27 protein-coding genes are annotated in these 25361 nt (G+C 68.2%); 20 read left to right on the forward strand and 7 right to left on the reverse strand.

The genetic code is table 11. The features are described from left to right. Window positions 1-7 precede the first annotated feature (7 nt). Window positions 8-853 (forward strand): SDR family oxidoreductase, encoded by an 846-nt coding sequence (locus tag FEK34_RS05815; protein WP_138446787.1) that lies wholly within the window; start codon window positions 8-10, stop codon window positions 851-853. 69 nt (window positions 854-922) lie between these two features. On the opposite strand, the gene FEK34_RS05820 is transcribed toward FEK34_RS05815, so the two are convergent. Next, window positions 923-1669 carry an IclR family transcriptional regulator gene (locus FEK34_RS05820; protein ID WP_138446788.1) on the reverse strand — a complete coding sequence of 249 codons (747 nt, stop codon included), beginning with the start codon at window positions 1667-1669 and terminating at the stop codon, window positions 923-925. Between the two features lie 262 nt (window positions 1670-1931). Between FEK34_RS05820 and FEK34_RS05825 the strand changes: the two genes are divergently transcribed. The 10 genes from FEK34_RS05825 (at window position 1932) to FEK34_RS05870 (ending at window position 10867) form a co-directional block, all read left to right on the forward strand. Continuing rightward, entirely contained in the window at window positions 1932-2966 is a 1035-nt protein-coding gene (locus FEK34_RS05825) for an NrtA/SsuA/CpmA family ABC transporter substrate-binding protein (protein WP_138446789.1), read from the forward strand. A 1-nt stretch (window position 2967) separates the two neighbouring features. Next, complete coding sequence (locus FEK34_RS05830; protein ID WP_138446790.1) at window positions 2968-3816, forward strand: ABC transporter permease; 849 nt, start codon at window positions 2968-2970, stop codon at window positions 3814-3816. Further along, entirely contained in the window at window positions 3813-4562 is a 750-nt protein-coding gene (locus FEK34_RS05835; protein WP_249358806.1) for an ABC transporter ATP-binding protein, read from the forward strand. The genes FEK34_RS05830 and FEK34_RS05835 overlap by 4 nt, the downstream gene beginning before the upstream one ends. Next, window positions 4559-5581 carry an ABC transporter substrate-binding protein gene (locus FEK34_RS05840; protein ID WP_138446791.1) on the forward strand — a complete coding sequence of 341 codons (1023 nt, stop codon included), beginning with the start codon at window positions 4559-4561 and terminating at the stop codon, window positions 5579-5581. Before FEK34_RS05835 ends, FEK34_RS05840 begins: the two co-directional genes overlap by 4 nt. Continuing rightward, window positions 5578-6681 carry an LLM class flavin-dependent oxidoreductase gene (locus FEK34_RS05845; RefSeq protein ID WP_138446792.1) on the forward strand — a complete coding sequence of 368 codons (1104 nt, stop codon included), beginning with the start codon at window positions 5578-5580 and terminating at the stop codon, window positions 6679-6681. The genes FEK34_RS05840 and FEK34_RS05845 overlap by 4 nt, the downstream gene beginning before the upstream one ends. Continuing rightward, a complete protein-coding gene (locus tag FEK34_RS05850) occupies window positions 6678-7847 on the forward strand; it encodes an LLM class flavin-dependent oxidoreductase (RefSeq protein ID WP_138446793.1) in 1170 nt (389 codons plus the stop codon). Before FEK34_RS05845 ends, FEK34_RS05850 begins: the two co-directional genes overlap by 4 nt. Before the next feature lie 12 nt (window positions 7848-7859). Next, a complete protein-coding gene (locus FEK34_RS05855; protein ID WP_138446794.1) occupies window positions 7860-8567 on the forward strand; it encodes a class II aldolase/adducin family protein in 708 nt (235 codons plus the stop codon). Window positions 8568-8584: 17 nt separating this feature from the next. Next, window positions 8585-9544, forward strand: coding sequence for an ABC transporter substrate-binding protein (locus tag FEK34_RS05860; protein WP_138446795.1), 960 nt, complete (start codon window positions 8585-8587; stop codon window positions 9542-9544). Between the two features lie 63 nt (window positions 9545-9607). Next, window positions 9608-9886 (forward strand): hypothetical protein, encoded by a 279-nt coding sequence (locus tag FEK34_RS05865; RefSeq protein WP_138446796.1) that lies wholly within the window; start codon window positions 9608-9610, stop codon window positions 9884-9886. Continuing rightward, a complete protein-coding gene (locus FEK34_RS05870) occupies window positions 9887-10867 on the forward strand; it encodes a thermonuclease family protein (protein WP_138446797.1) in 981 nt (326 codons plus the stop codon). Window positions 10868-10904: 37 nt separating this feature from the next. Here FEK34_RS05870 and FEK34_RS05875 read toward each other — a convergent pair whose 3' ends face one another. The 3 genes from FEK34_RS05875 to FEK34_RS30370 form a co-directional block, all read right to left on the reverse strand. Next, window positions 10905-11339, reverse strand: a complete 435-nt coding sequence (locus FEK34_RS05875) for a hypothetical protein (protein ID WP_138446798.1) — start codon at window positions 11337-11339, stop codon at window positions 10905-10907. 53 nt (window positions 11340-11392) lie between these two features. Next, a complete protein-coding gene (locus tag FEK34_RS05880; protein ID WP_138446799.1) occupies window positions 11393-11983 on the reverse strand; it encodes a DUF1707 SHOCT-like domain-containing protein in 591 nt (196 codons plus the stop codon). Between the two features lie 148 nt (window positions 11984-12131). Beyond that, a complete protein-coding gene (locus tag FEK34_RS30370; RefSeq protein WP_212748703.1) occupies window positions 12132-12776 on the reverse strand; it encodes a TetR/AcrR family transcriptional regulator in 645 nt (214 codons plus the stop codon). A gap of 62 nt (window positions 12777-12838) precedes the next feature. Here FEK34_RS30370 and FEK34_RS05890 point away from each other — a divergent pair, with 62 nt between their 5' ends. Then, complete coding sequence (locus FEK34_RS05890; RefSeq protein WP_138446801.1) at window positions 12839-13300, forward strand: VOC family protein; 462 nt, start codon at window positions 12839-12841, stop codon at window positions 13298-13300. A 134-nt stretch (window positions 13301-13434) separates the two neighbouring features. On the opposite strand, the gene FEK34_RS05895 is transcribed toward FEK34_RS05890, so the two are convergent. Beyond that, window positions 13435-13659 carry a helix-turn-helix domain-containing protein gene (locus FEK34_RS05895; protein ID WP_138446802.1) on the reverse strand — a complete coding sequence of 75 codons (225 nt, stop codon included), beginning with the start codon at window positions 13657-13659 and terminating at the stop codon, window positions 13435-13437. A gap of 73 nt (window positions 13660-13732) precedes the next feature. Here FEK34_RS05895 and FEK34_RS05900 point away from each other — a divergent pair, with 73 nt between their 5' ends. From FEK34_RS05900 to FEK34_RS05920, 5 genes are all read left to right on the forward strand, one after another. Then, window positions 13733-14404 (forward strand): TetR/AcrR family transcriptional regulator, encoded by a 672-nt coding sequence (locus tag FEK34_RS05900; RefSeq protein WP_171048062.1) that lies wholly within the window; start codon window positions 13733-13735, stop codon window positions 14402-14404. A 6-nt stretch (window positions 14405-14410) separates the two neighbouring features. Beyond that, window positions 14411-15415, forward strand: a complete 1005-nt coding sequence (locus FEK34_RS05905) for an SDR family NAD(P)-dependent oxidoreductase (protein WP_138446804.1) — start codon at window positions 14411-14413, stop codon at window positions 15413-15415. Beyond that, on the forward strand, window positions 15405-17057 hold the full coding sequence (locus FEK34_RS05910) for an AMP-binding protein (protein WP_138446805.1): 1653 nt from the start codon (window positions 15405-15407) through the stop codon (window positions 17055-17057). The genes FEK34_RS05905 and FEK34_RS05910 overlap by 11 nt, the downstream gene beginning before the upstream one ends. A 30-nt stretch (window positions 17058-17087) precedes the next feature. Further along, a complete protein-coding gene (locus tag FEK34_RS05915) occupies window positions 17088-18593 on the forward strand; it encodes a flavin-containing monooxygenase (protein ID WP_138446806.1) in 1506 nt (501 codons plus the stop codon). A gap of 134 nt (window positions 18594-18727) precedes the next feature. Continuing rightward, entirely contained in the window at window positions 18728-20065 is a 1338-nt protein-coding gene (locus FEK34_RS05920; protein ID WP_138446975.1) for a lipase family protein, read from the forward strand. Window positions 20066-20198: 133 nt separating this feature from the next. On the opposite strand, the gene FEK34_RS05925 is transcribed toward FEK34_RS05920, so the two are convergent. After that, complete coding sequence (locus tag FEK34_RS05925) at window positions 20199-20906, reverse strand: TetR/AcrR family transcriptional regulator (RefSeq protein WP_138446807.1); 708 nt, start codon at window positions 20904-20906, stop codon at window positions 20199-20201. On the opposite strand from FEK34_RS05925, the gene FEK34_RS05930 reads away from it, so the two are divergent. Then, a complete protein-coding gene (locus FEK34_RS05930; RefSeq protein WP_212748704.1) occupies window positions 20905-22239 on the forward strand; it encodes a hypothetical protein in 1335 nt (444 codons plus the stop codon). The two genes, FEK34_RS05925 and FEK34_RS05930, sit on opposite strands and share 2 nt — an antisense overlap. A gap of 53 nt (window positions 22240-22292) precedes the next feature. Here FEK34_RS05930 and FEK34_RS05935 read toward each other — a convergent pair whose 3' ends face one another. After that, on the reverse strand, window positions 22293-23420 hold the full coding sequence (locus tag FEK34_RS05935) for an NDMA-dependent alcohol dehydrogenase (protein WP_138446808.1): 1128 nt from the start codon (window positions 23418-23420) through the stop codon (window positions 22293-22295). A 141-nt stretch (window positions 23421-23561) separates the two neighbouring features. On the opposite strand from FEK34_RS05935, the gene FEK34_RS05940 reads away from it, so the two are divergent. Further along, window positions 23562-24134 carry a TetR/AcrR family transcriptional regulator gene (locus FEK34_RS05940; RefSeq protein WP_138446809.1) on the forward strand — a complete coding sequence of 191 codons (573 nt, stop codon included), beginning with the start codon at window positions 23562-23564 and terminating at the stop codon, window positions 24132-24134. Window positions 24135-24339: 205 nt separating this feature from the next. Next, window positions 24340-25347 (forward strand): NAD-dependent epimerase/dehydratase family protein, encoded by a 1008-nt coding sequence (locus FEK34_RS05945; RefSeq protein WP_138446810.1) that lies wholly within the window; start codon window positions 24340-24342, stop codon window positions 25345-25347. Window positions 25348-25361: the final 14 nt, after the last annotated feature.

The raw sequence follows: 25361 nt of genomic DNA on the forward strand, positions 1-25361 counted from the left end.
TCTCAGCATGAGCCGCTATCCCGCCATCGACCTCGACGGCGCTCTCGTCCTCATCACCGGCGCCGCCCGCGGCATCGGACTGGCGACCGCGAAGGCGTTCCGGGCCCGCGGCGCCCGGGTGGCGATCGGCGATATCGACGCCGACCTCGCTGGGCAGGCAGCCGCGCAACTCGGTGCCGGCGTGAGCGCGCACCACCTCGACGTCACGGACCCGGATTCGTTCGCCGGCTTCGTCACCGCCGCCGAACAGTCACACGACCGGCCGATCGACATCCTGGTGAACAATGCGGGGATCATGCCGAACGGCGCCTTCCTGGAAGGTTCCGAGCGGATCGACCGGCGAATGATGGACATCAACGTCCACGGGGTCATCACCGGTATGCGCCTGGTGCTACCCGCCATGGTGGAGCGCGGCCGGGGCCACGTCGTCAATGTCGCGTCTCTGGCCGGAAAATTTCCGCTCAAGGGCTTGGCGGTCTACAACGCCAGCAAGTTCGCCGCGGTCGGCCTGACCGCGGCGGTGCGCCTGGAGATGGCCGATACCGGAGTCAGCGTGACCGCCGTCCTTCCCAGCGCCGTACGCACCGAGTTGAGCTCGGGCATCGACCTCGGGGTACTGCCGACGGTCGACCCCGAGGACATCGCCGCGGCGATCGTGGGATCGGTGAAGTCCCGCGCGGCGGAGATCGCGGTGCCGTCCTACGTCGGGCTCGCGACGAAAGCGGCCCCGTTCATCCCCGAGGGCATCTTCCTGACCGCCCGCCGCCTGCTGCACGACGACGCCGCCATCAACGGCGTCGACGACGAGGTCCGCCGCCGGTATCTCGACCGGCTCGACCGGCAGGCCGACTGACGACGCGGCCGCACTCGGGCTGCGTGCTCGCGTTCCGGCCATGCGAGACAGCTACTTCCGCGACGCCGGTCACGGTGCGCTGAATTCGGCCGCGATGTCGCGGGCGGTCACCTTGGCGAGCTCGACGAAGAACGGGACCCGCTCGGGAATCATCAGATCGGTCGCTCCGCGCAGTCCGAGCGCGAAGCGACAGCCGCCGGCCGGGTCCGGGATGGGCAGTCCGATGGTGCGGAAACCCGGGTCGAGTTCCTCGTCGTTGTAGGCGTAGCCGCGGGTACGGGTCAGGGCCAGTTCGGCGCGCAGTTCGGCGGGACCGGCCACCGAACGTTCGGTGCCCTCGTCGTAGGGGAGGGTGCTCAGGTCGTCGTCCCCGCTGTCCGACCAGGCCAGCAGCGCTTTGCCGAGGGCGCTGGCGTGCAGCGGCAGGCGCAGGCCCTGGAGTCGGTGTCCTTCGGATTCACGCCACCGGCTGGTGCCGAGCAGGACCGCGTGGATGCCGTGGCGGGTGGCGATGGAGGCGCTGGCGCCGGTGGTGGTGGCGAGTTGTTCGAGTAGTGGCTCGGCCAGATAGATCCGGTGCTGCCGGTAGGCGATCTGCCCGTACTCGGCCAGCGTGCGGCCGATGCGATAGCGACTGGAGACGGGGTCCTTCTCCAGGAACCCCGCGTGCACGAGTGCGGTCAGCAGGCGATGGGTGGTGCTGACCGGAATGCCTTGGGCGCGTGCGACTTCGGAGACGCCGCGACTCTCGCCGCCGCGGAAGCAGTCCAGGACCGACAGCGCACGGGTGACGGTCTGCACACCGGAGGGTTCCACGGACCGACGGTAACACAGGCGAGCCTGGCGACGGCAGGACTGCTTTCCGATATATGGAAAACATTGGGGGCATTGACGTCGGAGATCCAGTCCGCGGCTCGGTGAAGGTAAGGAATATCGCGCTATTCCGCACGAACCACGGCAATCGGCGAATGTCAACCTTTCCGATCTTCGGCAAGGATTACCTGTCGGGCGACGCGGTGATCTCCCTACTCTTCGAGGGCATTCGCTCGACCACGTCCCCGAACAGGAGCCACCCACGATGTCCCGCAGGCGCGCCTTCTTGCGTATCGCATTCGCGATCGCCCCCGTCGTCGCACTCGTCGCCGCGTGTGGCTCCGAGTCCGGTGAGGCCTCCGACCCCGGCACCTACGTGCTGAAGGTGACCGATCCCGGAAACTCGGGCCCGTTGGCCGTCGGCAAGCGCGACGGTCTGTTCGACGCGGCCCTGGCCCCACTCGGTGCGAAGATCGAATGGGTCGGCACCACACCGGGTTTCAGCTCCAACCTGAAACTGTTCAACACCGGTGAACTCGATGTCTCCGGCGCCGCGTTCAGTCCGGTGGTCGGCGCGCTGTCCAAGGATGTCGGGGTGCGCATCATCGCCGCGCAGGACCCGGCGGGCAAGGACCAGAGCGGCATCATCGCCACCCCGGATTCGGGCATCCGCACGGTGCGGGACCTGGCAGGCAAGCGTGTCGCGGTGAACCCGGCGGGCAAGGGGGAGTACATCCTGCTGCGCGCACTAGCGCAGGCGGGCGTCCCCGCCGACCAGGTGACGCGAGTTCCGTTGCAGCAGAAGGAAGCCGCCTCCGCCTTCGCGACCGGCAAGGTGGATGCCTGGGCGTCGTTCCTGGTGCCCTATCAGGAAGCCAAGGCCAACGGCGGCGTGGAGATCGCCACCGAGGCCAGTATCGGCTCCCGCGACAACACCGTGGTGGTGTTCCGGACCGAGGTGCTCGACGAGCGTCCCGACATCGCCGCGAAGTACCTCGAGGTGTTGCAGCAGCTCAGCGAGCGGCAGCGGGCCAACCCGGCGGAGTTCGAGAACGTTTTCGAGCAGACCGGGCCGCGCGCGCTGTCGGGTCAGCGGCTGGCCGACGCGCTGCGGGTGGGCGCCGAGGCCACCGTGCCGCACCTGCCCGATGCCGAAGACGCCGAGGCGCTGGCCGACGTCGTCGAGGTCTTCGCCGCCAACGGCGTGATCAGCCGCACGATCACCGCGGCGGACATCTTCTACGATCTGCGCTCCAAGCTGAACCCCGATCAGCTGGCAGCCGTGCGGGCGGGGAACTGACATGGCCGTGCTCACCCCACCACTGCCCGCGGCCCCGCAGGCCACCCCGCTGACCGCGCCGCGGGCCCGCACCGCCAGATCCAGGCCCGCATGGGTGTCCGTGCCGCTACGGTTCCTGCTGCCCGCGGTGTTCGTCGCCGCCTGGTGGATCGGTTCGGCCACCGGCGCCATCTCCGAGCGGGTCATCGCCGGACCGCCCGCGGTGTGGACGGCGTTCACCGAACTGCTCGGCAACGGCCAGTTGATCGATTTCGCCACCGCCTCGTTCGTCCGCGCCGCGCTCGGTGTCGGCATCGGCGTCTCGGCCGGCCTGCTGCTCGGGCTGGTGTCGGGACTGTCCGCACTCGGTGAGGAACTGGTCGATTCCACGATGCAGATCCTGCGGGCGGTGCCGTTCCTGGCGCTGGTGCCGCTGTTCATCGCCTGGTTCGGCATCGACGAGCTGTACAAGATCCTGCTCATCGCGGTGGCCACGGTGGCACCGATGTACGCCTACACCTATCTCGGCGTGCGCAATGTCGACCGGAAGATGGTCGAAGCCGCCCGCGGGTTCGGGCTTTCCGGTCCCCGGCTGGTGCGCGAAGTGGTGCTGCCGTCCGCGCTGCCCGGTGTGCTGATGGCGCTGCGGGTCTGCCTGTCCATCAGCATCACCGGTTTGATCGCCGCCGAGCAGGTGGGTACCCGCGAGGGCGTCGGCTATCTGGTGACCCTCGCCCAGGAGTACAACCGCACCGACTACATGGTGCTGTGCGTGGTGCTCTACGCGCTGCTCGGTCTGGTCTTCGACGGTCTGGTCCGGCTGCTCGAGCGGTTCGCGATGCCCTGGCGCAAGCAGGTGGCGATCCGATGAGCGAACAGCTGGACGTCGAACCCGTCGCGGTCTCGATCACCGGACTGCGAAAGTCCTTCGGCGCCAAGACCGTACTGGACGGCGTCGACCTGACCATCCGCCGCGGCGAGTTCGTGGTGCTGCTCGGGCCCAGCGGCACCGGCAAGACCACACTGCTGCGGCTGTTGACCGGGCTGGAGGTTCCCGACGCGGGCGAAGTGCTCGTGCCCGGCCGCCGGACCACCGTCTACCAGGAGCCGCGGCTCATCCCGTCCAAGCGGGTACTGGCCAACGTGCTGATCGGGTTGCGCCGCAATCGGATCACCCGCGAGGCCGGGCTGGCCGCGCTGGCCGAAGTCCACTTGGATGGCAAGGCGAACCAGTGGCCCGCCACCCTGTCCGGTGGTGAAGCCCAGCGCGCGGCGCTGGCCAGAGCGCTGGTCCGCGAGCCCGAACTGTTGCTGCTCGACGAGCCGTTCGCCGCCCTCGACGCGCTGACCCGCCTGCGCATGCAGGACTTGGTCGGCGACCTGGTCGCCCGGCACCGGCCCGCCGTGCTGATGGTCACCCACGATGTCGACGAGGCGGTGCGGCTGGCCGATCGGGTGATCGTGCTCGATCGCGGCCGCTTCGCCGTCGACACCACCATCGCGGCACCACGCCCGCGCGAGCGCACCGACCCCGCCGTGCTGCGCTACCACACCGATTTCCTCGCCCATCTCGGCGTCGGCGACCCCGACCGCCGCCTGCTCAGGAGTGCCCCATGACCGACACCCTCTGGTACACCCGCTGCCCCGTCCCCACCGCGAGCGGCCTGGCGCACAGCCTCGGCTGGCTCGGCGAGACCGCGTCGGCCGCGGGCCTGGAGTTCGGCGTCTTGCAGGACGCCGGACCGGAACTGGCCGGACACCACTTCCTGCACGACCTGCCCACCCTGATCCGCGAGGGCGGCAATGTGCCAGCGCTGGCCGCCCGCGCGCAGGGCTCGCCCACCCGGCTGATCGGGCTCACCTGGATCGACGAGGCGCAGGCCATCCTGGTCGGCCCGGACTCGCCGGTCTCCGGCCCCGCGGACCTGCCCGGACTCCGCATCGGGGTCCCCGCCTGGGCTGCCGATCAGGCCCGCAGTTTCCCTCGCGCGATGGCGCTGCACGGCTTCGCCAACGCCCTGCGGCTGAGCGGGCACACCCTCGCGGATGTGACCGTGGCCGAACTCGCCGTCGACCGGGATCCGCAGGTACGCAACGCCGTTGCGCGGGAGCGGTCCACCACATGGGGTGTGGCCGAGCTGCTCGACGGCCGGGTCGACGCGATCTACGTCAAAGGCGCGCGGGCCAAGGATGTGGCCGCCGAGCACGGGCTGCGCGTCGCGGTGGATCTGGACGCCACCACCGACAAACGACTGCGCGTCAACAACGGCACACCGCGCCCGATCACGGTGCACGCCGACCTGCTCGAACACCGGCCCGAGGTCGTCGTCGGATTCCTGGCGCAGAGTCTGCGCGCGGCCGACTGGGCAGCGGACAACCCCGACGGCGTCGGTGAAGTACTCCAACGGGAGACGCTCGCGGGCCCCGACGGCGTACTCGCCGCCTACGGCGCCGGACTCCGCCACGGCCTGCACCCCTCGCTGTCGCAGGAGCGGCTCGAACTGCTCGCGGTGCAGAAACAGTTCCTCTACACCCACGGATTCCTGGCCGAGGACTTCGATCTGGATTCCTGGGTGGCCGCCGAACCGCTGGCACGGGCCCGTGAGCTCGTCGAGGCCGAGAAGGCGGCGGCATGACCGAGTTCCTGTGGCGCCTGCCCACCCGCGGCGACGGCAGACGGGCCCGGCCAGAGTTGCGGCGCCGCGGCGGTTTCGGCGAGGCCCCGCCGCCGACTCCCGCCACCGATCCGCGCCCCGGCCGCTACGGCCCCTTCGATGATCTGGCTCAGATCATCGACGCCGCCGAGCTCGCAGGCCTCGACGGTGTGCTCGCACCCTACGACCCGCTCGGCGAGGAGTCCTGGATCGTCGCGGCCGGTGCATTGCGCGCGACCCGCTACGCCACCGTGGTGGTCGAGTTCGAACCCGCCTTCGGCACACCGGTATACGCGGCGAAGATGTCGGCTACCCTGCAACGGCTCTCGCGCGGCCGGCTCGCCTGGCGGCTGACGGTCGACACCGACGCCGATGGGGCCGCCGCCCGCGGCGACACCGTCACCGGAGACGACCGCTATGCCCGTGCGGCCGAATTCCTGACCGTGGCCCGTGGCGTGTGGAATACCGAGCCGGTGCCGGGCTCCGGCTTCGACGGTACGGGTTTCGCCTTCGACGGCCGCTTCTACGACGTGGTCGACGGCGGTTTCCGCGGCATCCTGTCCGGCCTGCCGTTCCCTGCGGTGCACCTGACCGGCGATTCTGTTGCGGCACTGGAGCTTTCGGCGCGACACGGTGACGTGCACGTATTCACCGAATCGCCGGAAGGTCCCGCCGCGGCGCTCGGCGCTCTGCGCGAGCGCGCCGCCGCGGCCGGGCGAACCGTCCGCGCGGCAGTGGAGGTCCCGGTGCTGGCCAGGCAGACCGAGCAGGAGGCATGGGCGCGGATCCGCAGGCAATGGCAGGAGCTGGGCCACGAGCCCACCGCCGCGCACGCGCTCGATCTCGGCGACGGACGCTGGTCCGGCTTCGCCGAGCTCGGCTACCTGCATCCGATCGGCCTGGTCGGCAGCTATGAGCAGGTGGCCGCCCGGTTGCGCGACTACACGGCGGCGGGCATCGACACGGTGGTGCTCAGCGGCCATCCGCACATCGAAGAAGTCCATCGCGCGGGCGAGCACCTGCTGCATCTGGCCGACCCGGAAGGGCGCACCCTCACCGCCGCCGAGGAGGTTCCGGCATGACCATCGACATCTACTGGCGCATCGGGATGGAAGGCGACCACGCCTCGCTGCGCACCCCGCGCCGCTACAACCGCGGCCACGCCGTCGGCTACGGCCCCGGCAATATTGCCCCGGCCGTGCGTGGCGGCAGACTCGACGACTACGGCTACATCGACCACATGGCCGCCGTCGCGCGCGCCTCGGAATCGGCGGGCTTCCTCGGCGGGCTGCTGCCGTCGTTCCCGGTGACCGACGACCCGTGGGCGGTGTCGGCCGCGCTGGCCCGCGAAACCACCACCTACCGTTTCATGGTCGCCTTCCAGCCCGGTTTCCTGCACCCGGTACAGGCGGCGCGGATGTCGGCGAGCCTGCAACGGGCCACCGGCGGGCGGCTGGTCTACAACATCATCAGCGGTGGCGGGGGACCGGCGCAGCTGTGGTGGGGCGACAAGGTCGCCCACGACGACCGCTACGCGCGCACCAGCGAATTCCTCGACGTCCTGCGCGGCGTATGGGACGGCGAGCCCTACGACCACGACGGCCGTTTCTTCACCACTGATGGTGCCGCGCTGCCGCCCGGCCTGGCCGGACAGCCCTTCCCCGAGGTGTATTTCTCCGGCTCGTCCGGTGCCGCCGTCGCCGCCGCCGGACGGCATGCCGACTACTACCTGTCCTGGCTGGAACCGTTCGACGATCTGCGCGCCAAGTTCGACGGTGTCCGTGCCCATGCCGACAAGCTGGGCCGAACACCGAAATTCGCGGTCCGCATCGACATCGTGGCCAGGCACACCGAGGAAGCCGCCTGGGCCGAGATCGAACAGGGCTGGGCCTTCGTCGACCGCGGCGCCGCCGAACGCGCGGCCCGCGGTGACTCGGTCGGCGCGGCCCGCATCAAGGGCTGGGTACCCGAGACCATCACTGGATACCGCGATCTCGAGGTGGCGCCGAACGTGTGGTGCGGGTTCAGCCTGATCCGCGGCGGACCGGCCTTCGGGCTCGTCGGCAGCTACGAGCAGGTCGCCGAACGGCTCGACCAGCTCATCGATCTCGGCGTCGACGCTTTCATCCTCGCGGGCAACCCGCATCTCGAGGAGGCCTACCGCGTCGGCGAAGAGGTGCTGCCGCTGCTCGGCCACTCCCGCCTCACCGCCCAGACCCAGTCCACCGCGCTCACCACCGTCCGATAAGAGGAGAACACCGTGACCACCACCGAGACCAGGCTGCCCGCCGCCGTCGCCGAATTCGCCGCCGCCGCAACCCGGGACGCCGAGCGGGCCCTGCGGGTGTTCCGCGAGACCGGCACCGTCACCGGCAACGGCACCGTCAACTTCATCGAACGGGTGCCCGGCGAGGAGATCGCCCTCGCGCTCAACGCCCCCGGCCCCTGGGCCGAGGACCAGACGGTGCGCCCGATCGTGGCCACCTTCGACGGCACGGTGCTCGACGGCACCGGGCCGGCCGGCTTCGTCACCGGCTACGCCGACGTGTTCCGCCGCCACCCCGAGATCACCTCGATCGTGCACGTGCACAGCCCCTGGCTCGGTGCGTGGGCGCAGACCCACCGCACGCTGCCGATCCGCTACGCCGCCGCTCAGCGGCTCACGCTCTCCCGCGAGATCGTGCCGCATATCGATCGCAGCATCGGCGCGGGGGAGTTCATTCTCGAGCGGCTGGCCGTCGACCCCGACCTGGTCGCGATCTTCGAGGCCAACGGCGGCGCCAACGTCATCGGCCGGGCCGGGCTGCTCGAACTCGCGAAGTTCGTCGTCCTGCTGGAAGAAGGCGCGCAGTATCAGGCGATCGCCGAAACCCTCGGCGGCTCGGTCGAATTCGATCCCTCCAACCTCGCCGTGCAGTGGGGCCGCACCGGCCTCGCCGCCGCGGCCCGCCGCCGCGGCCTCCTCTGATCCCCCAGGAGCACTCCATGTCTATTCGTGTCGGCTACTTCCCGCACAACAACTCACTGTTCGTGCTGCGTCACCGCGGCATCCTCGAGCGCCGCCTGCCCGGCGTGGAATGGGTCGATCTGCGTACCCTGCCCGCCGGCGAGCGCGTCGACCCCCGCTCCGGCCTGCCGACCCTGCACTCGGACTGGCTGTTCACCGAGGGCGGCTACGACGTGATCGGCACCGGATTCACCCCGCCCATCACCGGCCTCGCGCACGGCCGCGACCTGGTCTACCTCGGCATCTCCGGGCCGCGGGTGGAGAACGGCAGGCTGGTCAGCAAGGCGGACAGCGGCATTCGCACCCCGGCGGACCTGCGCGGTAAGCGGGTCGGCATCGCCCACGGCTCCTGGCAGACCACCCTGGTGCTGTTCGCGCTCGACCAGGCCGGGCTGCGCTGGTCGGACATCATCCCGGTCGACACCGACGTCCACGACGGTGGCGCCGCCCTGCTGGACGGCTCACTCGACGCGTGGGTAGGCGCCTACCCCGGCCTGGCCGCAGTGGAGGCGACCACCGACCTGCACACCCTGGTGGCGACCGAACCGCTGTTCAGCCATCCCTCGCTGTGGTTCACCCGCCGAGACTTCGCCGAATCGAACCGCGCGGCCGTCACCGAAATCCTTGCCGCCCTTCAGGAATCCGACGCGTGGATCACCGAGAACCCCCGGGCGGCCGCCCAGTACTTCGTCGACGACGCACACGCCAACGGCGTCGCCGCCGACCTCGACGCCTGGGAAGCGGCCCTGCGCGGCCGCCCCTTCGGCATCCATCCGGTGGACGAGGCCTTCCTCGACGAACAGCAGCGCGCCGCCGACCTACTGGCCGCCAATGGGCTATTGCCGCGCACCGTGCGCGTGCGTGACGCGGTCCTCCCGTGGATCGGTGAAGCGGTGACGGCCCACGCCACCCCCTCCGCTCCGATCAGCGTGCGGTAACGCCGGCCCGCGCCGCCCCGATGGTCTGAGTGCTCGGCTTTTTCCGGGCATTCAGGAGGAGCGGTGAACGAAACCGCGCGGCGCGGTCGGCGTGTCGCTGGCAAGGGCAGGCTCGCAGTCGCGTTCGCGTGGATCGGGCTGGTTCTCGGCACGATGTTCGCGTTTGCGGCCATGGTGGACTTCGAGCCGGTGGTGGTGCTGGTGTTCGGTCCGCTGGCGGTGTGGTGCGGATGGCTGCTCATCAAGTGGGATCGCGACCGGGATCTCACGGCGGAAGCCGCGGGCCGAGCGGACCTCGAACAGCAACTGCAGCGCATGTTGCGCCGTCCGGAGGGCCGATAGATGGCAGGCAGGGCGAAACTTGTCGCCGCCGTCGCGGGAGTGTCCGCCCTGGTCGGGATCGGTATCGGGGTGGCGCCCGATCCGGAGCCCGAACGAACCGCGACTGTGCAGAGTACGGCGCCGACGACTCCCGGTCCCGCGGCGTCCTCGCCGCCGCCGGTCGACGAGACCGAAGCTGTGACCAGCGCGGGCGCCCCGACCGGTCGGACGGACATCGCCGCACCCGCCCAGGTTCCCGGCGACACGCAACAGGCGGTGGTCCGGCGGATCGTCGACGGTGACACCCTCGAGGTCGCCGCCGTCGCGGCAGGCCCGGTGCTGACGTCGGCGGATGCGGTGCACGTGCGGCTGCTGGAGATCAACAGCCCGGAAACGAAAGACCCGGATCAATCCGCCCAGTGCTACGGGCCGGAAGCCACCGCCGAACTCACCCGCCTCGCCCCACCGGGATCGACGGTGTGGGTGCAGCGCGATCGAGAACTTCTCGACCGGTACGACCGGCACCTGCTGTACCTGTGGAATGCCGAGGGCGAATTCGTGAATCTGGCGATGGTGCAGTCCGGGCATGCGGAGGCAGTGCTGTATCCGCCCAACGACAAGCATTGGCCCACGATCGGCGCAGCCCAGTCGACAGCGCGTTCGGCAAGCGTCGGCGCGTGGAGTGCGTGCCCGGTATTCGGCCGACCCGAGCCTGAGGCGAGTGCGCCGCCGGTGCCGAGCGCTCCGCCGCTGCCGAACCCGCCACCGGTTCCGAACCCGCCACCGGCGCCGAGCGCGCCACCGCCGCCTCCGGTCGCGCCGTTCGTGCCCGACCCCGAGCCGGTTCCGACGCAGGACCCTCCCGTGCAGTCCGGGCTGCCGTCGCAACGGCTGGGTCCCGACACCGACTGCAGCGACTATCCAGGGCCGGTGATCGTGGCGCCGGGCGATCCGCACCGCCTCGACGGGGACGGCGACGGCATCGGGTGTGACGGCAACTAGCGGTTCCGGGTCCACCTGGCCTGCGGCCCAAGGGATTTCACAGCGGAGGGCCGGACCATGGCCCCTGCACACCGACAGTGATGCGCACGCCGGAACTGGATAGGCAGTGGGCTCGGTCGCCGTCGAGCTCGAGTGCGATGAACGGGTTGGAGTCGTCGAAATGGACGACCCAGACCAGGTCCCCCTCCCGGTCCACCTTCGCGACGTAGCCTTCCGCTCCGAGATCTCCTTCCCCGCAGCACAGATACCCTTCACCGGGAATCTCCACCGTCTGGAACGTCGCGTCGGTCGAGGTCGTGTTACCGGGGCTGTCGGCGAGCAAGGCATCGACATCGATCGGCTCACCCACGGTGAATCCGCAGTCGGCCGCCGGGTCGAGCCAGACCTTCCATGCGCGCCCCTCGGCTGTGTAAACCCCCTCCGCAATGGGGACTTCCCGCTGCCGCCAGAGGCGCTGGACAGCGTTGGTCATGAATAGCTCCTGTGTGTCGGTCGGTCGGCTTCGCCGGATTCGTGCCCGGCATGTCAGGTGCCGTGGCCGCCTTCGAGTTCCCGGATCCGCTTCGCGGCCTCGGCGAGCCGCTGCTTGCGGGCTCGGGCTTCGGACTTCTTCAGATCCTCGTAGACCTCTTCGTCGGTGTCGCTGAATCGCAGGATCATCCTCGGCACGCTCAGGGTGACGATCAGCGACGGCCAGACGATCCAGGCATAGTCCCAGCCCACGATCACCTGCAGGACGAGGAAACCGACCAGGGTGATGCCGACGATGATCCAGTCCAGCGATTCGATGGTGTTGCCGCGGGCCCGGAGTGCGGAGAGTTCGGCCGCCGCGGACGATCCCGCGACCAGCTCGCCTCCGCCGACTGCCGCGTCACCCGAGAAAGGGACCTTCACCACGTGACCGTCGACGCGGTTCAGCGGCACGCCGCCCGGCAAGCCCGTGAAGACGTCGCCGAGTGCGCTGAACGTGCGCGCGGACGCCGCCGCGCCCGAGCGGTCGTAGAACTCGGCGGTATCCAATCGACCGTCGGCGTAATGCTTGCCGAGCGCGTCGAGGGCATGCGTGCGTTCGTCGTCGCTGAGGAGCAGATCGTCGGGATCGGGAGTCTCGGCCATGGCGTCGGCACCTCCTGAGCAGTGCTGCGGACTGTCACCGAATCCAGTGTCGCACCCGAGTACGTGTGCCTACATCGTCAGAGCCCGACGGGTGTCGGCCGAGAACGGCCATGAGCGGAACTCTTGGCCGATCGATCGAGGGCTGTGGTTATCGCGTGAGCAGGTGCGCTGTCACTGCATTAGTCAGCCAGTCGCGGTATTTGGCGGCCGGCCAAGCGCTTTCGCGGCGTAGCAGCCGGAAGACGTGTGGTGAGGCGAGCGCGAACAGGCTGTCGGCGGCGGTGTCGATGTCGATGTCCGGGCGCAGGGTGCCGTGTTCGGCGAGGCTGTGCACGAAGGCTGCCCAGAAGGCGCGGGTGGCGGCGGCTCCGGCGTCGGCCCCGGATTTCATGGCGGGATCGGCGGATGCGGCGTCCACGCCGACCATGATGAGATCTCCGGCGCGTTCGAGCAGGCCGACGGTGTAGTCGACGATCAGGTCGACGGCCACCTTCGGATCGGGTTCGGCCAGGGCGGCCCGAACCTCCGGACGCTCCGCCACGGCGACCGGCTCCTCATCGCCGACGGTCGCCACATCGAGCACGTGCCGGAACAGCGCGAGCTTGTTCGGGAACGCGTCGTAGAGCGTGCGTTCCCCGACCCCCGCCCGGCGCGCGATCTCCCGCATGGGCGTGGCCACATATCCGCGTTCGACGAACAGTTCGCCGGCCGCCTGCCGGATCGCGGCTCTGGTCGCCGCGGCCCCCTCGGCGCGTTTTCCGGCCCGGTACGTCCTCTTGACGGGTTGGCTCACACGGAGGATTCTAACAATATTCACCGCAGTGCCACTGCGGTCAAATCGAGGAGGTGGATTCGATGCCCGACCTCGCCGGCATCCATCACGTCAAGATCCCGGTTTCCGACCTGCCCCGATCGGTGCGGTGGTATCGCGAAGTCTTCGGCTTCCGCCCGACCATGCAGTTCGCCGACAGCAGCGACGATGTGGTCCGCGGCGTGGTCGGCGACATCCCCGGCCTCGGCATGGTCGCGCTGCGGGAGAATCCCGAGGCGGCCGCGGGTTGCAAAGGTTTCGACCCGGTGGGCTACGCCGTCAACGACCGCCCCGACCTGGAACAGTGGGCCGAGCACCTGGACGGCCTGGGCATCACCCATTCACCCGTCATCGACGCTTCGATCGGCTGGATCCTGGTATTCAACGACCCGGACGGCCTGGAAATCCACATGTACACGTGGGCGAAACACGGCATCGACCAATCGGGCCGCCCTGGTTACGGCACGCCCATCGCAGATCCGGAAACCTGGGAACCCGCCCGCTGAACTTGACGAATGGGTGGTCGCGGTGTCGAGCCGGACGCCGTTCGCCGTCCCCGGCGCCGACATTCGTAGAAATACCTGGGGCTCGGAAGCGCGGCCGGTGGGTCGAGAGGCAGGTGAACTGGTGGATGTATCTGTCACAGGCGGGGATTCGAGCAGTGCAATGCCCGCAAGGCGGCTCCGAGCTCTAGCACGGCGCGGGGATCAGAGAGGGGCCGGCCGGTGACTTCCTCGATGCGGTGCGGGCGGTAGCGGACGGAGTTGGGGTGCGGGAAGAGTTCGCGGCCGGTGTCGGCGTACCAAGTGCGGAGCTCCGCGGCACCGCTGCCGCCCTGAACCTCAAGTTGTTGAATCCCATTCAAATACTTCTTGACGGCTTAGATGCCGACGCTTACCCTCAAGTTACTGAATCTGATTCAAGAACCTGGAGGTGTGATGGTCGGCAATCGGCGCGGCGAGGCCTCGCGGGCGGCACTGCTCGAGGCCGGGAAGGCCGCGTTCAGTAGCGACCGCTACGAGGAGGTCTCCATTGTCGACCTGGCGCGCTCACTGGGGGTGGCGGCCGGTTCGATCAGCTACCACTTCGGCGGCAAGCGAGGCTTCTACCTGGCTGTACTCCAACAGGCCGCCGACGAACTCTGGGGTGCGCTGCTGGCTATGCGCGGCCCCGCGTTGGACCGCTTGACCCGAGGTATCGATCTGCTGCTCGACGAGGCCGAGCAGCAGCCGAGGGCGTTCGAGGCCTTGTTCGCCGATGTGGCCGACGCCGAGGTCCGCGAGATTCGTGACCGCTATCGGATGCAGCTGACCGATGCCCTGGTGATCGAGGTGACCGGTTCGGACTCGTCGCCGGTATTGCGTGCGGCCATGGCCGGGTTCGTGGCCTACATCGAAGGGCTGGTGCTGCATTGGACGCGCACCCGCGACATCAGTCGCGACCAGGTCAAAGACCTGGTGGTCGGGAACATGTTCGGCACGATCCTTGCCGCGCTGCGCACCGACCCGAATATCGAGCTGACGCAGCGGGCGATCGACGCCGCGCTGTCGGACCCGCAAGCCGTGGCGTTCCTCGGCTCCTTGTCCACCATGTCGAAGACGACGGAGTGATCACTTATGTCTGAAGTTCTGCCGACCGGTCCCTCGCGGATCGTCGAAACACCGTTCGCGCGAGCGATCGCCTGGGTCATCGGGCCGCGCGGGTTGCGTAGCCGAGACGCGTTGCGTCGTGAGGTTGCGGGCAAGGTGGTCGTGATCACCGGGGCGTCGTTCGGGGTCGGCGAGGCTACCGCACGGTGGTTCGCCGCGGCCGGTGCCCGGGTGGTGATCGCCGCGCGGTCGATGGATCGGCTACTCGAGGTGGCCGAGGAGATCAATTCTGCCGGGGGCGAGGCCTATCCGTACCGCCTGGACCTGACCGATGAGCAGTCGGTCGCCGAGTTCGCCGCGTCGGTGCGTTACGACCTCGGCGAAGTCGATGTGCTGATCCACAACGCGGGCAAGTCGCTGCGCCGTTCGATCCACCTGTCCTACGACCGGCCCAAGGACATCACCGCCACCACGGGGGCGAATTATCTGGGGCCGATGCGGCTGACCCTGGCGCTGCTGCCGGGGATGCGGGCGCGCGGAAGCGGTCACATCGTGAACGTCTCCACTGTCGGGATCATGTTCCCGAACGCCCCCAAGTGGGGCTTCTACCTGTCGTCGAAGCTGGCCTTCGACTGGTGGATGCGCGCGGTCGCGATGGAGGCCCGCGCCGACGGGGTCACCCTGACCACGTTCTACGGTGGTTTGCTCCACACCAGAATGAGTGCGCCGAGCCGATGGATGCGGGTGCTGCCCGGTCAGACTCCCGATGATGCGGCGAAGGTACTGGCCAAGGCGGTGGTGCGCAAGCCGCGGACAATGACCCCGATCTATGGGTTCCCGTCCGCGATACTCGCGACCGTGTTCCGGTGGCCGCTGGAATTGGTCGTCGAGCGGATCTTCCGCAACCTCGGGGACACCGAGGCCTCGCTGTCACGGCTGCGCCCGCCTGCTCCGGTGACCCACACCGCGAGCACCGCGCCGGCGATCACTGATCCGAAGGCCAACGGGCAGGTGCGCACGAATGTCCGCTGATCTGAGCCACAGTCTGCGTCAGTGGGGTTCGGCGATCCCGGCGGTGCTCTCGTCGGGAATGCTGACCCCGGTCGGCCCGCGCAAGGCCGCGGCGTTGGCGCGCGGCTTCTACCGCTACGGCCCGACACCGGCGATGTTGCTGGCGGCGACCGCGATCCGGCACCCGGACAAGGTCGCGATCATCGACGACACCGGGCAACTGACCTATCGGCAGTTGCAGCAGCGGGCCGAAGCGATCGCCGCGGCCCTGTTCGCCGCGTGCCCGGCGCCGCCGAAATCGGTGGGCATCATCTGCCGCAACCATCGCGGGTTCGCCGAGGCGATGGCCGCGGGCGCGCAGCTGGGCGCGGAGCTGATCTTCATCAACACCGAGCTGCCCGCCCCGCAGTTGCACGCGATCCTGGCCCGGCACAACCCGGATGTGCTGATCTACGACGACGAGTACGCCGCCACGGTGGAGAAGGCGAACTTCGCGGGCCTGCGGGTGCTGGCATGGCGTGAACCCGATGCCGAACCTATGGGCGTGGTGACGCTGGAGGATCTGGCTGCCCGGAGTCATCCCGCACCGCCGCGAGTACGCCACGCGGTCAAGCTGACGCTGTTGACGTCGGGGACGACCGGCCTGGCCAAGGGGGTGCCCCGTGCGGTCGAACCGCACGCGATCGTGTTGCTCACGCTCACCGCGATGGCGATCCTGCGGCTGCGGTCCACGGATCGGGCGCTGGTGGCGCCGCCGATGTTTCATGGTTTCGGGTTGCTGTCGTTGTTGGGTCCGTTGGCGCTGGGTGGCACCGTGATCTGTCGCCGGCGTTTCGACGCCGCGACCGCGCTGGCCGACATCGCTCGTCACCAGGCCACCGTGGTGATGGCGGTGCCGGTGATGTTGCAGCGGTTGCTCAGCGCCGCCGACCCGGTTGACGCCGCTGCGGCGCGGCGGCATCTGCGGGTCATGGTGACCGGTGCGGCACCGATCTCGCCGACCACGATCTCGAAGTTGATCGAGGCGTTCGGTCCGATCATGGTCAACGGGTACGGCTCGACCGAAGCCGGTCTGGTCACCATCGCCACCCCGGCCGATCTGGTCGCCGCCCCCGACACCATCGGCCGGGCCGCACTCGGGGTGTCGGTGCGAATCCTGCGCGCCGACCGCACCGAAGCCGCGATAGGTGAGATCGGGGAGATTTTCGTGCGCAGCGGCCTTGAATACACCGGCTACACTCCTGACCCCGCCGCGAAGGTCTCGACCAAAGAGGTCATCCATGGCCATGTCAGTACCGGCGACATGGGGCATTTCGACACGGCGCACCGGTTGTTCATCGACGGACGTGCCGACGACATGATCGTCTCCGGCGGGGAGAACGTCTTCCCCGGCGAGGTCGAAGATCGCCTCGCCGCCCGCCCCGACATCACCGACGCGGTCGTGATCGGTGTCCCCGACGCCGAATTCGGCCAAGTGCTCAACGCCTTCGTCGTGCTCGCCCCGGGCGCGGAGGTGCCGAGTGAGGATGAGCTCAAAGCTCATGTGCGCGGAGGTCTCGAACGCTACAAGGTGCCCAAACGGTTCGTCGTGCTCGACGAGATCCCACGCAACGCCAGTGGCAAGGTCCTGCGGGCACAACTGCACGCGGCGGCCGGGTCCTGATCACCCTTCTGCCCGGAGAGGCGAAAACTGATGGCAAGCAAGCCGATTCGTGTACCGAAGATCGTCATCATCGGCGCGGGCGTCGCCGGGATCTCGGCCGCGGTGACCTTCAAAAAGGCCGGGTTCGACGATTTCGTGATCCTGGAGAAGGGATCCGATGTCGGCGGGGTGTGGTTCTGGAACCGCTACCCGGGGCTGACCTGTGATGTGCCCTCGCAGCTCTACCAGTTCGGCTTCGCGCCCAAACCCGATTGGAGCCGGGTCTGGGCCACCGGCCCGGAGATTCAGCGCTATCACGCGGAGGTCGTGGACAGGTTCGGATTGCGTGCGCATCTGCGCCTGAACAGCGAGGTCGCCGACGCCGCCTTCGACGGGCGCGGCTGGACGGTCACCATCGCCGGCGGTGCGGAGTTCACGGCCGACTTCGTGATCGCCGCGACCGGGGTGCTGCATCATCCGTTCACCCCGGATCTGCCCGGGCTCGACAGTTTCGAGGGGTCTGTCGTGCACACCGCCCGATGGGACGATGCGATCGTCACCGCGGGCAAGCGGATCGCGGTGATCGGATCGGGATCAACCGGGGTGCAGGTCGTTTCGGCGCTACAGCCGGACGCGGCGCAGCTGACCCAATTCACCAGGACCCCGCAGTGGGTGCTGTGGGCGCCGATGGGATTGCCCCAATCCCGGCTGGTGGCCAAGCTGCTCGCGGCGTCGCCGGCGTTGCACGACCGGGTGTACAACCTGTCGCTGTGGGCCTCGGGGATCCTCGCCGATGTGGCCCTGCGGCCGACCTGGCGACGACGGGCCGTGCAAGAACTGGCCCGACTGTCGCTGCGCGTCCAGGTTCGCGACAAGGATCTGCGTGCGGCGCTGACACCCGACTACGAGCCGCTGTGCAAACGGCAGGTGATCTCCGGTACCTATTACCGGGCCATTCAGGCCGATAACGCCGAGCTGGTCACCGACGAGATCACCGAGATCACCCCCACCGGAATCCGTACCGGCGACGGCAGGCACCACGAGGTCGACCTCATCGTCTTCGCGACCGGCTTCCACCCACACAACTACATGCGTCCGATGAACCTGCGCGGCCGCGACGGACTCACCATCGATCAGGCCTGGGCGCAAGGTCCCCGCGCCTACCGGATGACCGCCATCCCGGGTTTCCCGAATCTGTTCACCGTGCTGGGCCCGAACTCGCCGACCGGATCGATCTCGCTGCAATACTCCGCCGAACTGACCGCCCGCTACATCACCCGCTGGCTGCAGCGGTTCGCCACCGGTGAGCTCGACACCGTCGAAGTCACCGAGGCCGCGACGGCCCGGTTCAACGACGCCGTCACACAGGCGATGGGGCCGACGGTGTGGAACACGGGCTGCAACTCCTGGTACTTCACCGACCAGAACACCATCGACCTATGGCCTTTCGACCGCACAACGATGACGGCCATGCTCACCGAACCCGACGACCGCGACTTCCTGATCACAGCGACCGCAGATCGTGGCGCGGTGCCTGTGACAACCCGGCAAATGTGACCGTTGACACTATCCGTCTTCCATGGGAATCTGAATCGAATTCATATTGAATTCGATTCAGAAAAGGGGAGTAGATGTTCACAGAACCGGTCAGAGCGCAGCGACGGCCCGTTGGCAGGCGCAGGCCGTTGGCGATGCTCGGCGCGCTGGTCCTGGCGGTCGCCGCGGTGTCGAGCGTCGGCGCCGGACCAGGCGCGTCGGCGCCGGGTTCCGGTTCGGCATCGGGATCGTCCTCGGGTTCGTCCCAGACTGCGGACTTCTACCTCCCGCCCACACCGCTACCGGACGCAAAGCCAGGCCACATCCTGCGCAGCGAGCCGTATTCGCTGGCATGGGCCATCCCCGGGCAGCAAGGCCAGGTTCCCGCGAACGCCACGCGCATCATGTACCTGAGCGCCGACACCCACGGTGATCCAGCCGCGGTCACCGGCACCTACCTCGAACCCACCCTGCCGTGGAACGGGCCGGGGCCCCGCCCGCTGATCGCGGTCGCGCCGGGCACCCAGGGCCAAGGCGACCAGTGTGCACCGTCGAAAACCTTGGCCGAGCTGATCCACTACACCTTTCCCCTCGACATCTGGGTCAGCTATGAGGTGATCACCGCGTACGCGCTGCTCGCACGCGGCATGGCGGTGGTGATGACCGACTACCACGGCCTGGGCACCCCCGCCGTGCACGACTACGTCAACCGGGCCGCCGAAGCCCACGCCGTCCTCGACTCGATCCGCGCCGCCGAAGCACTGACCGGAATCTCGCGTCCCAGTGCCATTTTCGGCTACTCCCAAGGCGGCGGCGCCGCAGCAGCCGCCGCCGAGCTACAGGGTGAATACGCTCCCGAACTGGACCTGCGTGGCACCTACACCGGGGCCCCGCCCGCAGATCTGCGTGCGGTTATGCTCAGCGCCCCTGCCGTCAACGGGATCGTCCCGGGTGTGATCGGTGGCTTCGGGACCGGATTGCTGGGATACGTGCTCAACGGCATCGTCGCCGACTATCCCGACACCGCGCCGATCGTCGACGCGGCCACCAACCCCGCCGGCAAGCAGATGATGGCCGAGCTGGCCAACACCTGTATCGGCGAAGCCGTCTTCCGCACCATGCTGCGGCCGACAACCTGGTACACCGCCGGTGGCCGCACACCGGCTGAGATCATCGACAGCTCACCGGAATTGTCGGCGATTGTCGACGAGCAGCGCATCGGCCGGCGCAAGCCGGTCGCACCTGTCCTGATCGCCGCCGGTACCAACGACGATGTCCTGACCTATCAGCAGGTTCATCAGCTCGCCGTCGACTGGTGCGCACACGGCGCGACCGTGCAACTGGACAGAACCGCCTGGCTGCCGCCGCTGTTCCCCAGCACCGCGATCGGCCACCTGCTGGCATACCTGCCCGCCACCGTCGCCGCCCACGACTGGCTCACCCAGCGCCTCGCCGGTGCGCCCGCTCCGAGCAACTGCTCCGCCCTGCCCTGAGCCTCGCCGTACGTCAGGACCGGTGGTCGTTTCCGGCTTCGCGACGGGCGCCTGGGCCGGGCCGACCGCAGTGGGAGTCTTGTTCGGAGTACTGGCCGAGAAAATCCTGAGCATGTTCGGGCGCGCAGGGTGATTACGGCAGCTGAGCTTCGATTCCGTCGAGGATGATCGTCAGTCCGAGAGCGAACGATTCGTCGAAATCGCAGAACTCGAGTTGTGCTTGCGCGGACAAGGTCGGATAGATCTCGGCATGCTCGTCGATATGTGCCTGAGCGTCGCGGCGCAGTACGAGCTCCTCGCCGGGGTCGCTGATCGTGGATCGCCATACGTTCTCGGCGGCGACGAATCCGTCGACGAAGTAGCTCAGCGCTCCGACCGCGGCGAGCAGCGGTTGCCCGGTCAGCCCGGCTCTACTCAGGGCGGTGTAGAAGCGTTCGGAGCGGGCGAGAGCGTTGGGGCCGAGCAGTGGCCTGCCACTCATCAGGCCCAGGATCCACGGATGGCGGCGCAGTACGCCGCGGGTCTGGACGAGTTGCCGGGTGAGATAGTGCCGCCAAGCATCCGCTGTCGTGCGTGTTTCGGTGTCCGGTGAATCCAGTTCGATTTCGGCGAAAACCGCATCGATCGCGAGGTCGAACACGTCGTCTTTGGTATCGACGTAGGCATACAGCGACATCGTGCCGCAGTCGAGGCGAGCGGCCAGCCGGCGCATCGAGAAGCCGGCGACTCCCTCGGCGTCCAGCAGCGACACGGCCGCGGCGACGATCCGTTCCAGCGATAGCCGGGGCTTGCGCTGCGAACTCTCACCGCGAAGCCAGACGGTCCGGGGTCGGTCCGGCATGCCCGCGCTCCCATCGTGCGCTGTACGAAAAAACGTACAGCTAGCTTACCGGGTGAGTCGGCGACATAGCTACGGAGGAATCGACGACATGAGTGGACAGGACTGGTTCCGCGATTACTCGCTGCTGGCCTTGCGCCTGAACCGCCAGGTCACGAGCAATACCGGTGGTACTGTGCTCATTTATCAGGGGCCATCGCAATGGAGTGCGGAGGTGGCCGGCGAGCAGCCGCTGCCGCCGGAGAAACTGGTCGATGACGCCGACCGGTTGTTGGCAACACTTCCTTTCGAGCCCGCGCGCTCGCGCTACCTGGCCGCGCAGATTCGGGCCATGCGTGCGGTTGCGCGACGGCAGTGCGGCGGGCAGTTGCCGCTGGCCGACTACGCCAGGGAATGTCTGGGGCTGGAGGTGAGCTGGGTGCCCGAGACCGAGTTCGAACAAGCACATGATCGGCTCGACGCCGCGTTGCCCGCAGGCCGTGGGTCATTGAGCGATCGACTGCACGCCTGGCAGGCTGCCCACGCCCTTGCCGCGGAGCGAGTGCAGCGGCAGCTTCCGGTGATTGTCGGCCAGGCCATTGCCGAGACGCGAGTCCGGACCGATGCCATGATCGTGTCACTTCCGCCGGACGAAGTCGTCGACTGCGAGTTGGTGACGGGCACGCACTTCTGGGGCGCGGGCGCCTACGAAGGCGGGAGGAAAGCGACCCTGTACATCAATACCGACATCCCGTTCAACCTGGCTGATCTGCTGTATCTCGTTGCCCACGAGGTTCATCCCGGACACATCGCCGAGGCGCTGCTCAAACAGATCCATCTCGTCGACGGGCAGGGCGTGATCGACCAGCAGGTGCGATTCATGCTGTCGCCACCCTTCGCCCTCGGCGAGGGCCTGGGTTTGCACGCCGAATCGATCATCTTCCCCGGCGACGAGGCTCGGGAATGGTTGACCGACAACGTTTTCGCCGCTGAACGTATCCAGCCCGATGGAAGCGACTTGGCCTCGATACACGAGGTCAAGAACACGCTCTGGGGCGTCTTGGCGAACGTGGCCTTCCTGGCGGACGAGGGCAGGCCCGACGCCGAACTCGCCGGCTACCTGGCACGGTGGGGGCTCTACGACGGCAACGAGATCGCCGCGGCGTTCAACTCGATCCGAGCGCCGGGCATGTCGGTGTATGTGCTCGGCTACTACTTCGGCTGGCAACTGGTGCGCTCATGGCTGAACACCCCCGATCGGTTCCTTCGGGTCCGCCGCCTGCTTACCGAGCAACTGCTTCCGGCGGACCTGGAGGCTGGTTGGCCGAGTTCGACCCCCGCCACGAATCCTCGATAGTGCCGGCTGGAACAGGACGTACCTGAGCTCTGGTGCCGGAATCTGCCGGGTACTCAACGGTCTGCGTCTGTGTAGCGGATGATGCCGCGGATGTTGCGGCCTTCGAGCATGTCGCGGTATCCCTCGTTGATCTGTTCGAGCCGGTATTGGCGGGTGACCATATCGTCGAGGTTGAGTTTGCCGACCTGGTACATGGACAACAGGTGCGGGATGTCGTAATGGGGATTGCCGCCGCCGAAGAGTGTGCCTTGCAGGTTCTTCTGTAGCAGCGACAGCATCGACAGGTTCAATGTCGCCTGGTTGTCGGTGAGGCTGCCCATGGCGGTGACTACACAGGTGCCGGCTTTGGCCGTGATGCCGAGCCAGGAATCGACGTCTTCGCCACGGGCTTCACCGACGGTGACAATGACCTTCTTGGCCATTCCGCCCCAGGTGATCTCGGCGCACGCCGCCGTAGCTTCCTCGATCGTGCCGTAGACGTGGGTGGCGTCGAACTTCAACGCCTGCTGCTGTTTCCATTCCACCGGGTCGACGGCGAAGATATAGCGCGCGCCGGCGTGGACCGCGCCTTGGAGTGCGGAGATGCCGACGCCGCCGAGGCCGATGATCGCGACATCTTCACCGGGGCGGATATTCGCCGAGCGCACCGACGATCCGTAGCCGGTGGTGACGCCGCAGCCGACCAGGCACGCCACCTCGAACGGGATCGACTCGTCGATCTTCACCACCGAACTGCGGTGCACGACCGCATACGGAGAGAAGGTGCCCAACAGGGTCATCGGGTATACGTCCTGGCCGCGGGCCTGGATTCGGAATGACCCGTCGCTGACCGAAGCACCGCCCAGCAGCAACGCACCCAGATCGCACAGGTTGCGCAGCCCGGACTGACACGACGGACAGGTGCCACAGGAGGGGATGAATGACAGCACCACGTGATCACCGACGGCGAGATCGTCTACCCCCTCACCGATCTCGGTGATGATCCCGGCGCCTTCGTGACCGCCGAGGACCGGGAAACCCATCATCGGGATGCCGCCGGTGACCAGGTGGTGGTCGGAGTGGCACATCCCGGCCGCTTCCAATTGGACTTTGACCTCGTTTTTGCGCGGGTCGCCGATCTCGATGTCCTCGACCGACCACGGTTGGTCGAATTCCCAGATGAGCGCGCCTGTGGTCTTCATTGTCTGCCTCTTCGTCGTGCAGTGGATACCGGGCCGCTGAGCGGGGCACAGCGGCCGAATGTGCCCGGCCGCGCTTCCGGGCAACGCGGTGACTCCGGGCTGCCTTGCACCTTACAGGTGTCAAGCCTACTGTAAGGCGTTATGGCGGAGACTGCTGTTCCTGGTAGGCGGGCGTTGGCGGGCAGGTCGGCGGAGACGGTGGACCGGCTGCTCGATGCGGGGCTGGAAGTGTTGCGCGAGAAGGGGTACGACCAGATCAGCATGCGCGAGGTCTGCCGGCGCGCCGAGGTCACCCATGCCACGGCCTACGGATACTTCTCCGCCAAGCAGCATCTGATCGCCGAGGCCTACCGGCGCCGCATCGAGCAGTGGTGTCAGGCACCGGTGACCGGCGCCACCGCGTTGCAGCGGCTGTCGAATATCTTCACCGAACTGGGCGCGCTCATGGCCGCGGAACCGGAGCTGAGCACCGCGGCCTCGGCCGCTGTGCTCAGCCGTGACCCGGATGTCGAGCAGATCCGCAACCGGATCGGGCTCGCCATGGTGCGTCGCCTGCGGCTCGCCGCAGGCGAGGACTGTGGCGACAACGTGGTAGATGCGCTCAATATCGCGGTCAGCGGCGCCATGATTCAGGCCGGGATGGATTACTACACCTACGAGGCAATGGCCGAACGATTGACCTCGGTGGCCGCGCTGCTTCTGCACGGGGAATGACGCTCGCCCGCCCCGGCCGGACGCATCCCGATTTTCCAACTGGCTAGACACCTGTCAAGTGCAGTTGTAGCCTGGCTCACAACCGACCGGGGGCATGCAGTAGGCGCCGTTGCCGCTGCCTGGTCAGCGACGGCGAAACCGTTGCCGCCTCCCGGTGATCGGCAGGTCGGACAGATGCGGTAGCGCCGCGGAGCAGGAGGCGTGGATGCGGGTGTTGGTCACCGGGGCAACTGGTTTCGTCGGTGCCTGGACAGCCAAGGCGGTCCACGACCACGGCCATACCTTGCGCCTGCTCGTCCGTGATCCGGCGCGGCTGGCGCCGATCGCCGCGGCTCTGAACTTCGATGCCACCGACATGGTGGTCGGAGACATGACCGATCCGGAACGGGTCCGTGTAGCGCTCGATGGGTGCGACGCGGTCGTACACGCCGCGGCGATGGTGGCATTGGAGCCCGACGCGGCCGAGTACATGATCGAGGCCAACCTCGCGGGCGCGAAAAACACACTCGGACAAGCGGTTGCCTGCGGCATCGACCCGATTGTGTACGTATCGAGCGTGACGGCCCTGTGGCACCGGCGATGCCCGCTACTGCACGCCGACCTGCCCCCGGGCGGCGGTCGTGACGGCTACGCCAGGTCGAAAGCCCTGGTGGAGCAATACGCACGGGACCTGCAGCAGCAGGGCGCTCCGGTCACCGTGACCTATCCCAGCGCCGTGCTCGGTCCGGCAGCGGGGGACCAGTTCGGCGAATCCGGCGAGGCCGTAGTCGCGTTCATCCGATCGGGCATACCGGGTCGCGGCGCGGCCATCACCATCGCGGATGTCCGCGATCTCGCTGAGGCTCATGCCCGGCTCCTGGAACCGGATCGCGGCCCCCGGCGGTACGTACTCGGCGGTCACCACGTGGCCGGGGCCGACTTGGCGGCCCACCTCACGACCATCACCGGACGCCCGGTGCGGCATTACCCCATTCCCGACAGTGTGCTGGTCGGGCTGGGCACACTCGCCGACCGGTTCCGGCATCGGCTGCCGCCGAGTATGAACAAACTCGGCGAGGCCGGCATCCGCTACCTCATCGACGCACCACCCGCCGACAATTCGCCCGCCGAACGCGACCTCGGCATCACCTTCCGGCCGGTCCGGCAGACCCTGCAGGACCTGCTCGCCGACCGGCGCCGGATCCGACACACCCGCGCGGCGAAGCAACGTTGACGTGGATCGCTCGC

The organism is Nocardia cyriacigeorgica, assembly GCF_005863245.1.
GTDB classification, from domain to species: Bacteria; Actinomycetota; Actinomycetes; order Mycobacteriales; family Mycobacteriaceae; genus Nocardia; species Nocardia cyriacigeorgica_C.

Coding starts and splice junctions, on each gene's coding strand:
- FEK34_RS05815 (WP_138446787.1), top strand. CDS start 8: ATGAGCCGCTATCCCGCCATCGACCTCGACGGCGCTCTCGTCCTCATC.
- FEK34_RS05825 (WP_138446789.1), top strand. CDS start 1,932: ATGTCCCGCAGGCGCGCCTTCTTGCGTATCGCATTCGCGATCGCCCCC.
- FEK34_RS05830 (WP_138446790.1), top strand. CDS start 2,968: ATGGCCGTGCTCACCCCACCACTGCCCGCGGCCCCGCAGGCCACCCCG.
- FEK34_RS05835 (WP_249358806.1), top strand. CDS start 3,813: ATGAGCGAACAGCTGGACGTCGAACCCGTCGCGGTCTCGATCACCGGA.
- FEK34_RS05840 (WP_138446791.1), top strand. CDS start 4,559: ATGACCGACACCCTCTGGTACACCCGCTGCCCCGTCCCCACCGCGAGC.
- FEK34_RS05845 (WP_138446792.1), top strand. CDS start 5,578: ATGACCGAGTTCCTGTGGCGCCTGCCCACCCGCGGCGACGGCAGACGG.
- FEK34_RS05850 (WP_138446793.1), top strand. CDS start 6,678: ATGACCATCGACATCTACTGGCGCATCGGGATGGAAGGCGACCACGCC.
- FEK34_RS05860 (WP_138446795.1), top strand. CDS start 8,585: ATGTCTATTCGTGTCGGCTACTTCCCGCACAACAACTCACTGTTCGTG.
- FEK34_RS05870 (WP_138446797.1), top strand. CDS start 9,887: ATGGCAGGCAGGGCGAAACTTGTCGCCGCCGTCGCGGGAGTGTCCGCC.
- FEK34_RS05875 (WP_138446798.1), bottom strand. CDS start 11,339: ATGACCAACGCTGTCCAGCGCCTCTGGCGGCAGCGGGAAGTCCCCATT.
- FEK34_RS05880 (WP_138446799.1), bottom strand. CDS start 11,983: ATGGCCGAGACTCCCGATCCCGACGATCTGCTCCTCAGCGACGACGAA.
- FEK34_RS05890 (WP_138446801.1), top strand. CDS start 12,839: ATGCCCGACCTCGCCGGCATCCATCACGTCAAGATCCCGGTTTCCGAC.
- FEK34_RS05900 (WP_171048062.1), top strand. CDS start 13,733: ATGGTCGGCAATCGGCGCGGCGAGGCCTCGCGGGCGGCACTGCTCGAG.
- FEK34_RS05905 (WP_138446804.1), top strand. CDS start 14,411: ATGTCTGAAGTTCTGCCGACCGGTCCCTCGCGGATCGTCGAAACACCG.
- FEK34_RS05910 (WP_138446805.1), top strand. CDS start 15,405: ATGTCCGCTGATCTGAGCCACAGTCTGCGTCAGTGGGGTTCGGCGATC.
- FEK34_RS05915 (WP_138446806.1), top strand. CDS start 17,088: ATGGCAAGCAAGCCGATTCGTGTACCGAAGATCGTCATCATCGGCGCG.
- FEK34_RS05920 (WP_138446975.1), top strand. CDS start 18,728: ATGCTCGGCGCGCTGGTCCTGGCGGTCGCCGCGGTGTCGAGCGTCGGC.
- FEK34_RS05930 (WP_212748704.1), top strand. CDS start 20,905: ATGCCCGCGCTCCCATCGTGCGCTGTACGAAAAAACGTACAGCTAGCT.
- FEK34_RS05925 (WP_138446807.1), bottom strand. CDS start 20,906: ATGCCGGACCGACCCCGGACCGTCTGGCTTCGCGGTGAGAGTTCGCAG.
- FEK34_RS05935 (WP_138446808.1), bottom strand. CDS start 23,420: ATGAAGACCACAGGCGCGCTCATCTGGGAATTCGACCAACCGTGGTCG.
- FEK34_RS05940 (WP_138446809.1), top strand. CDS start 23,562: ATGGCGGAGACTGCTGTTCCTGGTAGGCGGGCGTTGGCGGGCAGGTCG.
- FEK34_RS05945 (WP_138446810.1), top strand. CDS start 24,340: ATGCGGGTGTTGGTCACCGGGGCAACTGGTTTCGTCGGTGCCTGGACA.